The organism is Hoylesella timonensis S9-PR14, assembly GCF_000762405.1.
Taxonomy (GTDB): Bacteria; Bacteroidota; Bacteroidia; order Bacteroidales; family Bacteroidaceae; genus Prevotella; species Prevotella timonensis_A.
Map to the genome: position 1 here is coordinate 1 of NZ_JRPQ01000092.1, position 13524 is coordinate 13524.

Sequence of the window (13524 nt, forward strand, 5' to 3'; positions counted from 1 at the left end):
CGAAACGGAGTAGCAACTGGGACTACAAGCAAAGACGGGGCGAAGCCCCAATAGGAATATAGCCCAGGGCAAACGCCCTGGGTGAGCGTTCATTAGCTAAATGGCGCGCTGTAAGCGCAACAGGAATCAATGGAGCATCCTTTCCCAATCATTCCTTTTGCTCTTTCAGAGCGCAAGATAGAGGCGCAACTGTACCCAGGGTGTTACCCTGGGCTAAATTCTTATTGGGCTTTCAGCCCGTCTTTGCGGTATGCAAATCCTACATTCTAAAATTATGATGAGTAATACCTCACTGCTTTGCCACGGCTCTACCATTGAAGAATCCTTGTTATGACAACTCATATAAATGGAAGAATGAAGAAAACAAACTAATGAATGCTTACATTCGCCGAATAAAGCAAATCTGCCAACACTCGTTAGAGAAATACAGGTCACTGAACTACTACTGTAATGAAACGGAAGTAGAATTTTTTATCATTACAACGGAATGGCACGTAATAACACGGACGTGCTGTGAAATCTCGTGAAAACCAGTTGCGACGAATAACACATACAATGAACGAAGAGAGAAGGCTGTCCCACTCTCACAAGCACATTTGTAACCTATTTCAAATAGGTTGTGTGTCTTTGCCAAGTTCTTATCATTCGGTGAACGCTTGCGTTCATTGAGCAAAACTATTGGACTTGTTTCATTTGCCCAATTCTTTGTTGAAACAAAAGGAAAAAGATTGTTTTTCAAAGCGAACAACGCCTCGTAAACGGAAGAGCCATGCAAGCAAAAGGAAATAAGCAGACGATGTTTTGCGATTTACAAAAAATTACTATACCTTTGCAAATGCTAAAGAAAGTAGAGTTGATTGAACCACAAGAATCAACTTACGGGATGTAGCGCAGTTGGTAGCGCACTACGTTCGGGACGTAGGGGTCGGGCGTTCGAGTCGCCTCATCCCGACCAATAACGCAAAAAGCACTTCATACTTTTCGTACGAAGTGCTTTTTTATTGTGAATCATTAGATTTCGTTTTTAGGACAAACCCTGAATTTCACCATTGACAACAGAAATGTTCTCGGCTGAAGGAATCTTGGGCAAGCCTGGCATGCGCATAATGTTTCCTGCAATCGCCACTATCATCTCTGCCCCCTTGTTAATAACGAAGTCACGAATAGTAATGTCAAAATTGGTTGGCATTCCATAGGCTTTCGCATCTTCAGAGAAAGAGTATTGTGTTTTTGCAATACATACAGGGAAGTGAGCGCATCCCAATTCCTCAATACGACTCAACATCTTCTTGGCTGCAGGCTTGAGAATAACGTCACGTGCTCCATAAAGTTGCAGCGCAATCTTGCGTACTTTATCTTCTACCGAGTCGTTATCATCATACAACATCTTTAGCGGTGTTGAAGGCTTTTGCGCAATGGTGTCCACAACCAGACGTGCCAATGCTTCTGCTCCTTTTCCTCCGTCAACGAAGGCGGTATTGATAGCACAACCTACGCCTAACTCTTGGCAATGCTCTTGAATCAACTGTAACTCCTCATTAGTGTCCGTTGGAAATCGATTGATGCAGACAACCACTGTCTGACCGAAGGATTGAAGGTTGTGAATGTGCTTGTCCATATTGGCAAAGCCCTGCTTAATTCCTTCAATATGCGGTTCCTTGATAGACGACAAGTCAATACCACCGTGCATTTTCAACGCTTGTGCGGTAGCTACTAACACCGTCAGTTTAGGAGAAATACCAGCCTTACGACATTTGATATCAAAGAACTTCTCTGCTCCTAAATCAGCACCGAATCCTCCCTCTGTAATAGCGTACTCTCCAAAGGTCATCGCCATCTTAGTTGCCATGACACTGTTACAACCGTGTGCGATATTGGCGAAGGGTCCACCATGGATAAAGGCAGGTGTGTTCTCTGTGGTCTGGACTAAGTTTGGATGAATAGCATCATGCAAAATAGCGGTAATGGCACCTGCCACACCGAGGTCTTTCACTGTAAAAGGCTTTCCTTCAATGGTAAAGCCCAAAAGGATATTCTCAATTCGTCTCAACAAATCATCTTCATCCTGAGCCAAACAAAGGATTGCCATAATTTCAGATGCAGGCGTAATATCAAAGCCTGACTCAGAAACAATGCCGTCGGTACGTCCACCCAATCCTGTGATAATGTTACGCAAGTTGCGATCGTTCACATCCAGGACTCGTCTCCAAAGCACTTCTTTTAAGGCAAACCCCTCGTCACGATGCTGGTAACAATAGTTATCCAACAAGGCTGAAATCATATTATTAGCCGAAGTAATGGCATGGAAATCACCTGTGAAGTGAAGATTTATCTTCTCCATTGGCAGCACCTGTGCATAACCTCCACCTGCAGCTCCACCTTTCATTCCAAAGCAAGGACCTAAAGAAGGTTCGCGCAAAGCAACAATGGTTTTCTTTCCAATCCTGTTCATTCCCAATGCCAGCCCGACACTGACCGTTGTTTTACCATTTCCTGTTTTGGTAGGTGTAATAGAAGTCACCAAAATAAGATTGGATTTTTTTACCTTCTCATCATCAATCAGGGTGTAAGGCACTTTTGCTATATACTTTCCATAAGGCTCTAAATCGTCCTCTGGAATATTAATTTGACGTGCGATGTCACCAATAAGGTTTAATTTTGCCTCATGAGCAATTTCTGAGTCTGTTTTCATTTTAATTGATTAGCTTAAGTTTGACATATTAGATGCTCCAAATTTACTTGAAAAAACTTCAAGGTGCAACCTTTTTACCTATTATTTGCCTTTCATACCGTTAAAAGAAGTATGGACATACTGATGAGGACAAGATTTGAAACAGGCATCATTGGTGCTACTCATCGAGACACTGATCAAGTTCTTTTATAATTTCTTCCTTGTCAAGATTTTGCCCAATGAACACTAACTTCTGCATGCGGTCACCATATTGTTCGTCCCAATCACGCTGAAGTCCGGGGTTCTGCGCCATATACTTTTGCAGTTGTTCAGCTGGCATGGTAGCATACCACTGCCCAGCATCGCGAATTTGAACCTGTTTTCCTGCCTGTTCAAAAACATAACATTTATCTTTTTCATCGTGAAAATAACAAATTCCCTTGCAACGAATAATGTTCTTAGGCCAACGACGAGCAACAAAATCATCGAACAATCCGAGATTAAACGGAGGACGTCGATAATAGACAAACGTTTCTATATGATATTCGAGTGCCTCTCCACTCTCTTCGTTCTCAATTCCCTCATGTTCATCGTGGTGGTGATGATGGTGGTGATGATGCTCCTGCGCCGTATGAGAAGGCTCAGTGTCACCATGATTTTCTATCTCTGCTATCCAACTGGCAGAGGTAGCCACCTTTTCAAAATCGAACATATCTGTATGAAGGATTAAATCTAAATCGATATCACCATAGTTACAGGTCAAGATTTGTGCCTTGGGTTGAATGGCACGGATAATCTTCTTCACCTTTTCCAGTTCTTCTGCGCTCACTTCTGCCGCCTTGTTCAGCACGATAAAGTTGCAAAATTCTATTTGTTCGATGACTAACCGCTCCAAATCATCGTCATCAATGTTTTGCTTCAGCAAGTCGTCTCCAACATTAAACTCATCGCGCAACCGCAAGGCATCAACCACGGTGACAATAGCATCCAGTTTCGCAATGCCATTTTTAGCCAAATGAGGATACAGTTCGGGATATGCACAAATGGTTTGAGCTATCGGAGCTGGCTCACAAATGCCACTTGCCTCAATAACAATATAATCGAACTTATTCATCCGAACAATATCATTCAGTTGTTCTATCAGGTCCACCTTCAGTGTGCAACAGATACAACCATTTTGAAGTGCCACCAAACTATCGTCTTTCTGACCCACTACGCCACCTTGTTCAATCAGGTCGGCATCGATATTAACTTCTCCAATGTCGTTGACAATAACGGCGAACTTGATACCTTTCTTATTCGATAAAATGCGATTCACCAAAGTAGTCTTACCACTTCCCAAATATCCAGTAAGCAATAAAACAGGAGTTTCTTGTATTTTCATTTCTTCTTATATTTTACGTTGTTCATGCAAATGTAGACAAAATTCTTGAATTCTCACCTTATTGGAATTAAAAACGGAAATAAAACTTGCCAAAAACTTAACACCTAAAAACGCAAACAAATGGAGCTAATGACAGTGCCAAAGGACATGAAAAACGATAGAAACGGTTATTCCGAGAAAGAAACATAAGGCGAAAGTCGTGCTATCACGTCAGGTGTGAAATCTGGAAGCATGCTTAAATCCTCCCAACGATGTATGGGACCCTTCAAACGTCGATAATCTACAATGGCTCGAGCTCTGTAATAACCAATGTAAGGATGTCGCTTGAGCTGATGTATGGATAACCGATTGATAAACAGACGTTGGATTTGTTCTGTGTCATGCTTTGAAATACGGAAATAAGGCAAAGATTCTTCTGGGAAATCTTCTATTTCTAACAGTTGTTGCGTTGAATAAAACCCTCCCAATCGGGTACGGTAACGAATGATTTGACGTGCGTAATAGCTCCCAATGCCAGGCACCTTTTTTAATAAATTAGTATCTGCCGTGTTCACTGAGATATGTTCTGAAGATTTTATTTTGACGGGAAAGCGGAGCGTATCACGCCCATAGCCCACAGTTTTGTTCACCGATGCGACCGCTTCTGCAGCTGGTTGATAATCTGAACCAATATGGATATAGGGTTCGAGTGTTCGATATTGCTTCTGTGTTAATCCATAAAGACGTGCAAAATCGCTGCGCTGACGATATACGCCTCCTGCTGCTCTATACTTATATATATTCCGAACTTGCCACGGTTGGAGTCCTAAGCGTAACAAAGCTGTGCTGTCTGCTGTATTAGGATCGAAAGGGAAGAGTTCTATTTGTCGACCTTCCACACGGTAATATACAGCAGGTTGCTGTCCATAGCGGTCAACATGAACATCCCGATAAGCAAATACCGTGTCATGAATGGGGGTATTGGCGTCAATATTCTTTGGGTCACTAAAGACATAGAACAGTATTGTCGCTCCAACACCTAAGAGCAACAGAAATAAAAGTGCCTTGCGATCTGACTTGTTAAAATAAAAAAAATCCTTGAAAGACATCACTATTCAAGATGATTGTTAAGATATGGGCGGACTTCCATAGCAGAGATAGCACCTCATCAGCACGAGCAAATGATTTTCACTCCACAATTGTTTCTTATCATGAACAAAATACTGTAACTTTGCACCGTACATTGTCGAAAGCAAATGAAACAACAGATTTCCCATTTTCTGCGAACATATCCCGTGACTTTGACTTTGGTCATTGGCATTTGGATTGTATGTCTCATTCCAATTCCAGAGACACCATTGAGCGATGTTGCCTTAATGGATAAGTGGACACACATTGCATTATACTTTGTGCTCACGTCTTGCATTTACTGGGAGGACCTCAAGAGTCGACGACCGCTCACCTCTAAGCTACTGTTCATCATCGCTTTTCTGACTCCTCTATTGATGGGAGGGCTCATCGAGATTGTTCAAGCAACATGTACCCATGGCAATCGAAGTGGAGATTGGTACGACTTCCTTGCCAACAGCATTGGTGTCATCTTAGCGCAACTTATTGGTATTCTTCTGGTAAGGTATTTTTCCAGTCGGAATAAGGATGATTGAGCATGTATTTGTTGTAAAACCGTGCATCGCCAGTCACCTCCATTCCAATAAAATCGGGTTTCACATAAGGCTCTTGTTCATGAGCCAATTCCACTTCTGCCAACACCAAACCTTCATTGTCTCCGTAGAATTCATCCACTTCAAAGGTATGTGCTCCGCTTTTAACCAAGTATCTACGCTTATCTATCACACCCCCTTGACATAATTTGAAGAGATGTGATGCCTCCTCCATGGTTATTTCTGTCTCAAATTCATAGCGAGACAAGCCTCCATTGGTAGCCTTTCCTTTAATGGTTAGGTAAGCTTTATCGTCACGAGTTCTTATTCTGACGGTCGCCCCAATGCATGGAAGGTAGCCTTGTTGGATATGACTGCTTGAGAAAGCAAACTGCTTATAGGCGTTACCTTTCTTTACCAAGAACTTCCGTTCTATTTCTAATCCGCTCATTATTAAACATTCAGCGCAACAATCATCCATATTATGGCACAAACAAGCAATGCGATGGAGAGCCATTTGATGACATTCTTTGCCTGCTTCTCTTGTCTTGCGTCACGCTTTGTTCTGTTGAATTTGTTTTTTCCACTCATCTTTGTATGATTTAAAAGGTTAGTTAATCTTCACTTTCCACCACGGGGAACTCCATTAAATAGGCTTTTATAAAATCATCTATCTTCCCATCCATCACTCCATCTACATCGGTTGTTTGGAAATTGGTACGATGATCCTTCACTCTTCGATCGTCAAAAACATAACTTCGGATTTGACTTCCCCATTCTATTTTCTTCTTTCCTGCTTCTATTTTTGCCTGTGCTTCGAGCCGTTTCTTCATGGCACGATCGTACAGTTGGCTCTTCAGCAGCTGCATCGCCTTGGCTCGGTTCTTCGGTTGGTCGCGCGTTTCGGTGTTCTCTATCAGGATTTCTTCCTCTTCTCCAGTGTCTGGGTCATGATATTGATAGCGAAGACGCACCCCAGATTCTACCTTATTGACATTTTGTCCACCAGCTCCGCTCGATCTAAACGTATCCCAGGAAACACAAGCGGGGTCTACAAAGACCTCTATGGTGTCGTCTACCAATGGAGAAACAAAAACACTGGCAAAGCTTGTCATTCGCTTTCCTTGCGCATTAAATGGTGAAACACGCACCAAACGATGCACTCCATTCTCACTTTTCAAGAACCCATAGGCGTATTCGTTTCCCTCTATCTTCATGGTAACACTCTTAATCCCAGCCTCTTCACCATCTTGGATGTCACTCACCGTACACTTATAGTCATGCGCTTCAGCCCATCGCATATACATACGCATGAGCATTTGCGCCCAATCTTGGCTCTCTGTACCGCCAGCGCCCGAATTTATCTTCATGACACAGTCCATAGGGTCTTCTTTCTGGCGCAACATATTCTTGAGTTCCAAATCTTCTATGGCGGCTATGGCTTTGGCATAGTCATGGTCCAACTCTTCTTCGGTGACCATTTCATCACGATAGAATTCAAACGCCAACTGTAATTCATCAGCCATCTGACGAACTTGCTCATAACCTTTCAGCCATTTCTCAATGCCTTTCACCTTGATCATTTGCTCCTGTGCGCACTGTGGGTCTTCCCAAAAGTCAGGAGCTTGCGTTCGCAGTTGTTCTTCTTCGAACTCTATCTTCTTTTGGTCAATATTCAAATAATGATGTAACGCCTGTGTGCGCTCTATCACATCCTTGAGTTGGTCACTTGTTATCATTCTTCATACATCTTATTAATGATGTCCTTGTAATTCTTATTGATAGCAGGACGTTTAATTTTCAGCGTATTGGTTAATTCGCCTCGCTCCATGGTGAAATGATGAGGAACGAGTGTAATACGCTTCACTTGTTCGTAGTGCGCCAACGATTGTTGTAACGTCAAAATACGATCGAGCATCATCTTCACGATTCGAGCATCTTCACAAATTTCCTCTCGGCTATTAAACGCAATTCCATGATCGCGCGCATACTCTTCCAATAAGCGGAACTCTGGCACAATTAATGCTGAAACAAACTTGCGCTGGTCGGCAATGATGACCGCCTGATCGATGTATTTGTCTACCAACATCATGGCTTCTATCATTTGCGGAGCGACGTATTTACCATTGCTGGTTTTGAAAAGGTCTTTGATTCTTTCGGTCAGATATAATTCTCCGTCCTTCAAATAGCCTGCATCACCTGTATGAAAGAAGCCATCTTCATCGAACGCCTGTTCGTTTATATGCTCTCGTTTATAATATCCTCGGGTGATAGTGGGGCCCTTTAATAGAATTTCGCTGTTCTCTCCTATCTTTACTTCTATGCTTTCTATCGGTCTCCCCACCGAACCTACGGTATAAGTCTTTCCAATCCGATCACAAGAGACTGTGGCTAAACTCTCTGTCAAACCATAACCAACCACCATACAAATTCCTACAGAATGAGTAAACTCCTCTACCTCTGGCGAGACATAGGCACCTGCTGTTGGGAAGAAATGTGCATTTTCCAGCCCTATCTGCTTACGAACTAACGACATGACTGTTTTGTTATACATCTCATATTCCATCTTTAATGCGAGTGGTGGGCGTTTTCCTTTGCTCAAATAATCGATATTATACTTTTTCCCTACATTTAATGCTCGCTGAAATATCTTTCTTTGAATTGTATTTGCTTCATCTATTTTTTCTTTTACAGCAACATATACTTTTTCCCAAAAGCGTGGAACCGCACACATACAAGTGGGATGCATCTCTCGCATGGACTGCTGTATCTCTTTTGGGTAAGTGTTGATGATGATTTTTGCCCCTTCTGTCAAACACAAATAAATCCAACCACGCTCAAATATATGTGTGATAGGAAGGAAATCCATTACGATATCATCCTCCCCCAAAGGCACACATTGGTCGTTAGCTATCATAGCTGCAGAATATTGTCCATAGGTTAAAATAACCCCTTTGCTCTCACCAGTTGTCCCACTGGTATACAAGATATTACAAATATCTTCATCATTTGCCTCTCCCCAGCGCTGCTCTACCGCAGCTTGTTGTGGCAAATGCTCTACAGAAGCTATAAAATCATCAAAATATATCGTATTAGGATCATGTTTGCTTACGCATACATTACGGTCAAAGACAATGATGCGGTTAAGTGTGGGACACAGAGCGGACACCCTATGTGCTTTGTCGTATTGTTCCTGCTCACCAACAAAAAGAATTTTAATTTGAGCATCGTTGATCATGTATTGTATCTGCTGCTCACTACAGGTTGCATAGAAAGGAATAGTTACCGCTCTTATGCCATAAGCCCCAAAATCTGTATAAAGATATTGTATGCAATTTTGTGCAAACACACCAATAGTTTCTTGTGATTTCATACCTGAATTTATCAGTGCATTCGATACTTGCATCACGCGCAAGGAGAACTGATTCCAGGAGACTGTCTTCCATGATTTACTCCCAAAGTTACGGAAAGTCAACGCGTCCCGTGCTCCGTATTTTTTTGCTTGTTCGTGTATCAGAACAGATAGATGACATCTTGTTTGCATAAAAGTCTGTATTTTTTTTATCCTATGACAAAGGTACGATAAATTGCGAAACCTCCCAAGTATTGCTTCTCTTATTTTCCTTGCCGAGAGGGTTTCATCAAGAGATAACCAAGACATCCACCCACGATAGAGGCAGCAAAGATACCTATCTTGGCTTGCGTCAGCAATAAGTCGGTACGAAAAGCCAAGGTAGAAATAAACATGGACATCGTAAAACCAATAGATGCCAAAAAGCCCAACGCAAATAAATGCCTCATCGACATGTCATGAGGGCGCTTGACAATGTTCAGCTTATCCAATAGCCATGTAATGCCTACCACTCCAAGAGGTTTCCCCAACAGTAAGCCGAGGGCTATACCTATAGCAACATTGGTGGCAAATATCGCCGACCAGTCGATGCCCACCAAACTGATGCCAGCATTGGAAATGGCAAAGATGGGAAGTACAAGGAACGTGACAAATGGATTTAGATGGTGCTCTATCAACTGCAAAGGCGGAATGGCTATCTTGGCATCTTCCCGAATGGTGGCTAATATCTTCACCTGCTCGTTTTCCAACGTACGATACTCATTGGTGTTGGCGGTCATAAAGCGTAGCCCCAATTTACGCATCCTATAAAGATAGGTACTCTCGTCTATCGTAGAGTCGGCGGGGATGGTTAAGGCGGCTAACACCGCAGCAATAGTGGCATGGATTCCCGACAAGAGGAAAGCAATCCAAACACCTACGATGCCCAAAAATGCGTAGAAGAAAACATTTTTGACTCCTAATTTATTCCCAATAAACATCAATAATAGGAAGCCCAAACCCAATGCTAAATTGGCAACAGAGATTTCAGAGGTGTAGAAAAGGGCAATCACTATCACCGCTCCTAAGTCATCGACAATAGCCAAGGTGGTTAAAAACACTTTAATAGAGGTGGGTACATGCTTTCCTAAAAGGAACAACACGCCTAAGGCAAAGGCGATATCCGTCGTCATGGGAACTCCCCAACCAGTATATTCGGGGGTACCCGCATTGAAGAAAAGATATACCAAAGCTGGAATCGCCATTCCACCAATAGCAGCCCCAATGGGCAGAATGATGTTGCGAGGATTGGAAAGCTCGCCTGAAATAAGCTCACGTTTAAGCTCCAACCCTATATGGAAAAAGAAAATAGACATCAATCCATCGTTAATCCAATGGTGAAGACTAAAATACAGATAGGGTTCTCCATTCCATATAAAACCTAACTTTTGCTGAAAAAAGTCATAATAGCGATCGCTGAGTGCAGAGTTTGCCAACAAGATAGCGAGTAGCACTGCCACAGCGAGCACTATTCCTCCCGACTTTTCTTGTGCCATAAAGCGTTGAACACACTTCACTACCTTATCATAAATATTCCTACTTCCTTGTTTGTCTGACATTAATATGTTGATTTTAAGTTGATCAATAATATTCAAAAAGATATAATCTCTAAAGAATTCGATACAAAAATAACAAAAAATCAACTAAATACAAGTAATTTTGTTATTTATTCATGTAAGCATGACACAACTCGCTCATTGAAGAAAGGCAGTTGACTGTGAAAACAATCTTTCCTCTTTTGTCTCAACAACAAATACGAGCGAAGCAAATTGCATGACTTTTGTTCACAGTTTTCATCATTCACTTTCATGGATTGTCACAAAAATTACCTTTCCATTTTGCCAAAGACCTTCATTGTTTTTGTCCTATCATTTTACCAAAAAACGGTCATTGAAAATCTTCAAAATAGAAAAATTTAATAGGCAAACGTTGGGCAAAAATGCACTGATTTTAACAAAATAAACGTCTCTTCAAGCTAAAATATTGACTTATCGGTCTTGGAAACATGTATTAGAGTCGTTATTCACATGCTTCAGCGGCATTAAAGCATGCAAATTGGAGGCTTATCTCAATGCTTTAGTCGTTGAGAAATGATAAAAATGGGAACAAACGAAAGTGATTTAATCGTAATAGCTTATGAAACAATAGATTATGAAAGTTGCTCAAAATTAGCGTATTTGCGACCAACTTTGGTGTTGGTTGATTTTACGCAAGTTTTGAGAGGCACTTTGTAAAGAAAATTCAGCATTTGTTTTCATTTCACGCAGCGTTCCACCAAACTTACAGATGTTGTTTTACTGATGCTTTTAAGGAAAGAAAAATCATTCTCAAATGAAAGCGCTACGATTATTCTATACCATAAGCGTTTTTCCATCTGTGGACTGGGGTAACACATAATAGATGTGTGTTAGAGATGAATGAACGATTGATTTTCTTACTTTTTTGAAAACCTAAACAGATATGCTTATCCAACAGAAGGTAAAAGCCCATCAAATCGAATGGATTTGATGGGCTTTTACAAAGAATGTTGTTCCCACATGAACGAGGGATTACACTTCCTTCATGTGTGATGATTATTGGGCGAGTAACTTCTTTACTACCTCAGAGATAGCACGACCATCGGCTTTTCCAGCTAACTTTTTCGTGGCTATCCCCATTACCTGCCCCATCTCTTTCATACTCGATGCGCCCACTTGCTCAATAATTTCTCTGACTGCTGACGCAATTTCTTCCATAGACAACTGCTGAGGCAAATAACGCTCAATCACTTGAACCTGCTGCAATTCTACATCTGCCAAGTCTTGTCGACCGGCATCAATATAGGTTTGTGCGGCTTCTTTACCTTGCTTCGCCAATTTCTGTATAATCTTGAGTGCCGCATCATCGTTGAGTGTATCGTTGGCTCCAGGTGCTGTCTTGGCTTCGAGAAAAACTTTCTTGATATTTCTAAGTGTGTCAAGAGCCACTTTATCTCGCGCTTTCATCGCTGTTTTGATGTCTTCGCTAATCTGTTCAAATAGTGCCATATCATTTATTTTTTGAGGTATTACTTCGTATCACATTTTGATTGTTGCCAAACTGCAAGTCTCTTTATCCAAAACTGATAACTCCTTGAATAGGATCGTTGTTCTCCTTATGGTCAGATTCTTCAGTTTCGCCAGCCGCTTGTTTGCGGATATCATCCAACATTTGACGTGTTCGTTTATAAGTGGGATAACTCTCCACAGCCAAGATGACATCCTCATTGTCCAAATCTTCATTGCTAAAGAGATAGATGTGTGGATGACGTTTGTACTTAGAGTTCTTGCCGTCCTTATAATATTGGTCTTTTCTGATGAGCAATTGTGCTTTGCGCTCTTCTTCTTCAGCAATGCGCATGGCTTCTTCTTGCGAGTGGCGTTTGCCGATGTGGCTGTTCATGCCTTCCACATCATTGATACCGAAGCCCGTTGCCAAGATAGTTACCTTGACTTTCTTGCCGAGATCGGGATCGATGGCGAGTCCCCATTTGATTTCAAAGTCGCTATCAAAACGCCCCATAAAATCGTTCACATCATTCATCTCCTCCATCATCAGACCGCTGTTGTCATTCTTTTCGTTGCAGAAGTTAATGCTCAGCAAGATTTTCTTAGAGTTAAAGATGTCGTTGTCATTGAGCAGCGGCGAGTTAAGTGCATCTTCAATCGCAGCCTTCACACGTCCCTCGCCTTCGCCAAAGCCCGTACTCATAATGGCTACTCCACCATCTTTCAGCACTGTTTTCACATCGTTAAAGTCCAAATTAATGAGCCCATGGTTGGTGATGATTTCTGCTATACTCTTGGCTGCAATGCTTAACGTGTCGTCAGCCTTACCAAAAGCGTCTAAAACGGTCAAGTCTGGATAAATTTCGCGCAAGCGTTCGTTATTGATAACCAATAGCGCATCGACATGCTTTGCCATTTCTTCCACACCGTCCAAGGCTTGGTTAATCTTCTTGTCACCCTCAAAACGGAAGGGAATAGTAACGATACCGACGGTTAAGATGCCCAATTCTTTAGAGATACGCGCAATGACGGGTGCTGCACCTGTACCCGTTCCACCTCCCATTCCAGCGGTGATGAACGTCATACGAGTGCCGTCATTGAGCATGTTCTTGATGTCCTCAAGGCTTTCCTCGGCTGCTAATCTTGCCTTTTCGGGTTTGTTACCTGCCCCTAATCCTTCTTTTCCTAATTGTAGATGATAAGGTACAGGACTATCATTGAGGGCTTGATTATCGGTATTACAAAGAACAAAAGTGACGTCATGGATTCCTTCGCGGTACATGTGATTAACGGCATTACCTCCGCCTCCACCAACACCAATCACCTTGATGATGCTATTTGCTTTGTCTGGTTCTCCGAAATCGAGAACATCAGGAGTATTTTTTCTATCTGGCATAATTCTAAATCTTAAA

At 42.0% G+C, this 13524-nt stretch carries 11 protein-coding genes and 1 tRNA gene; 2 read left to right on the top strand and 10 right to left on the bottom strand.

What is annotated here, in order from left to right:
• The first annotated feature begins 879 nt into the window (after positions 1–879).
• A tRNA-Pro gene (locus HMPREF9304_RS06260) sits at positions 880–955 on the top strand.
• A gap of 69 nt (positions 956–1024) precedes the next feature.
• Here HMPREF9304_RS06260 and HMPREF9304_RS06265 read toward each other — a convergent pair.
• From HMPREF9304_RS06265 to HMPREF9304_RS06275, 3 genes are all read right to left on the bottom strand, one after another.
• Positions 1025–2692 carry a formate--tetrahydrofolate ligase gene (locus tag HMPREF9304_RS06265; protein WP_036927498.1) on the bottom strand — a complete coding sequence of 556 codons (1668 nt, stop codon included), beginning with the start codon at positions 2690–2692 and terminating at the stop codon, positions 1025–1027.
• A gap of 157 nt (positions 2693–2849) precedes the next feature.
• Entirely contained in the window at positions 2850–4055 is a 1206-nt protein-coding gene (locus tag HMPREF9304_RS06270; RefSeq protein WP_036927500.1) for a CobW family GTP-binding protein, read from the bottom strand.
• 167 nt (positions 4056–4222) lie between these two features.
• Positions 4223–5143, bottom strand: coding sequence for a ComEA family DNA-binding protein (locus HMPREF9304_RS06275; RefSeq protein WP_036927501.1), 921 nt, complete (start codon positions 5141–5143; stop codon positions 4223–4225).
• A gap of 147 nt (positions 5144–5290) precedes the next feature.
• On the opposite strand from HMPREF9304_RS06275, the gene HMPREF9304_RS06280 reads away from it, so the two are divergent.
• Positions 5291–5698, top strand: coding sequence for a VanZ family protein (locus tag HMPREF9304_RS06280; protein WP_036927503.1), 408 nt, complete (start codon positions 5291–5293; stop codon positions 5696–5698).
• Here the strand turns inward: HMPREF9304_RS06280 and HMPREF9304_RS06285 are convergent.
• The 7 genes from HMPREF9304_RS06285 to ftsZ all read right to left on the bottom strand — a co-directional run bounded on the left by HMPREF9304_RS06285 (position 5646) and on the right by ftsZ (position 13508).
• Positions 5646–6146: a CYTH domain-containing protein gene (locus tag HMPREF9304_RS06285; protein ID WP_036927505.1), complete on the bottom strand. Its 501-nt coding sequence runs from the start codon at positions 6144–6146 to the stop codon at positions 5646–5648. The genes HMPREF9304_RS06280 and HMPREF9304_RS06285 overlap by 53 nt on opposite strands.
• A gap of 2 nt (positions 6147–6148) precedes the next feature.
• Complete coding sequence (locus HMPREF9304_RS14660) at positions 6149–6286, bottom strand: hypothetical protein (protein WP_180961603.1); 138 nt, start codon at positions 6284–6286, stop codon at positions 6149–6151.
• A 23-nt stretch (positions 6287–6309) separates the two neighbouring features.
• Positions 6310–7434, bottom strand: coding sequence for a peptide chain release factor 2 (prfB, locus tag HMPREF9304_RS06290; RefSeq protein ID WP_036927507.1), 1125 nt, complete (start codon positions 7432–7434; stop codon positions 6310–6312).
• Positions 7431–9239, bottom strand: a complete 1809-nt coding sequence (locus HMPREF9304_RS06295) for an AMP-dependent synthetase/ligase (protein ID WP_036927509.1) — start codon at positions 9237–9239, stop codon at positions 7431–7433. The genes prfB and HMPREF9304_RS06295 overlap by 4 nt, the downstream gene beginning before the upstream one ends.
• 71 nt (positions 9240–9310) lie before the next feature.
• A complete protein-coding gene (nhaA, locus tag HMPREF9304_RS06300) occupies positions 9311–10645 on the bottom strand; it encodes a Na+/H+ antiporter NhaA (protein WP_036927537.1) in 1335 nt (444 codons plus the stop codon).
• Positions 10646–11659: 1014 nt separating this feature from the next.
• A complete protein-coding gene (locus HMPREF9304_RS06305) occupies positions 11660–12112 on the bottom strand; it encodes a GatB/YqeY domain-containing protein (RefSeq protein WP_036927511.1) in 453 nt (150 codons plus the stop codon).
• Positions 12113–12176: 64 nt separating this feature from the next.
• Positions 12177–13508: a cell division protein FtsZ gene (ftsZ, locus tag HMPREF9304_RS06310; RefSeq protein WP_036927512.1), complete on the bottom strand. Its 1332-nt coding sequence runs from the start codon at positions 13506–13508 to the stop codon at positions 12177–12179.
• Between the last annotated feature and the right edge of the window lie 16 nt (positions 13509–13524).

Bases quoted from the DNA above. Each gene is read 5' to 3' on its own strand.
- HMPREF9304_RS06265 (WP_036927498.1), bottom strand. From the start codon at position 2,692: ATGAAAACAGACTCAGAAATTGCTCATGAGGCAAAATTAAACCTTATT.
- HMPREF9304_RS06270 (WP_036927500.1), bottom strand. From the start codon at position 4,055: ATGAAAATACAAGAAACTCCTGTTTTATTGCTTACTGGATATTTGGGA.
- HMPREF9304_RS06275 (WP_036927501.1), bottom strand. From the start codon at position 5,143: ATGTCTTTCAAGGATTTTTTTTATTTTAACAAGTCAGATCGCAAGGCA.
- HMPREF9304_RS06280 (WP_036927503.1), top strand. From the start codon at position 5,291: ATGAAACAACAGATTTCCCATTTTCTGCGAACATATCCCGTGACTTTG.
- HMPREF9304_RS06285 (WP_036927505.1), bottom strand. From the start codon at position 6,146: ATGAGCGGATTAGAAATAGAACGGAAGTTCTTGGTAAAGAAAGGTAAC.
- HMPREF9304_RS14660 (WP_180961603.1), bottom strand. From the start codon at position 6,286: ATGAGTGGAAAAAACAAATTCAACAGAACAAAGCGTGACGCAAGACAA.
- prfB (WP_036927507.1), bottom strand. From the start codon at position 7,434: ATGATAACAAGTGACCAACTCAAGGATGTGATAGAGCGCACACAGGCG.
- HMPREF9304_RS06295 (WP_036927509.1), bottom strand. From the start codon at position 9,239: ATGCAAACAAGATGTCATCTATCTGTTCTGATACACGAACAAGCAAAA.
- nhaA (WP_036927537.1), bottom strand. From the start codon at position 10,645: ATGTCAGACAAACAAGGAAGTAGGAATATTTATGATAAGGTAGTGAAG.
- HMPREF9304_RS06305 (WP_036927511.1), bottom strand. From the start codon at position 12,112: ATGGCACTATTTGAACAGATTAGCGAAGACATCAAAACAGCGATGAAA.
- ftsZ (WP_036927512.1), bottom strand. From the start codon at position 13,508: ATGCCAGATAGAAAAAATACTCCTGATGTTCTCGATTTCGGAGAACCA.